General features: G+C 47.8%; 1 pseudogene. It reads right to left on the reverse strand.

Features of this window, described 5'->3' with window-relative positions:
* Nucleotides 1-255: pseudogene (tuf, locus tag ACO0KV_RS18420) on the reverse strand (elongation factor Tu); the annotation flags it as partial.

Genomic DNA, 255 nt, shown 5'->3' on the forward strand with positions numbered 1-255 from the left:
AGATGGAGAACACGTCTTCAACTGGCAACAAGAATGCACCGTCAACTGCGCGTTCTGGTGTTGGGATGTAGCTGTCGAGTGCATCAGCCAATTTCATGATTGCTTCTTCGCCCAATGGACCTTTGTCGCCTTCGAGCGCCAATTTTGCGGAACCTTGGATAATTGGCAAGTCGTCGCCTGGGAATTCGTATTTGGACAGTAATTCGCGTACTTCCATTTCAACCAATTCCAACAATTCAGCGTCATCAACCATGT

The sequence above is a fragment of the Undibacterium sp. RuRC25W genome (genome assembly GCF_049339825.1).
Taxonomy (GTDB): domain Bacteria; phylum Pseudomonadota; class Gammaproteobacteria; order Burkholderiales; family Burkholderiaceae_D; genus Undibacterium.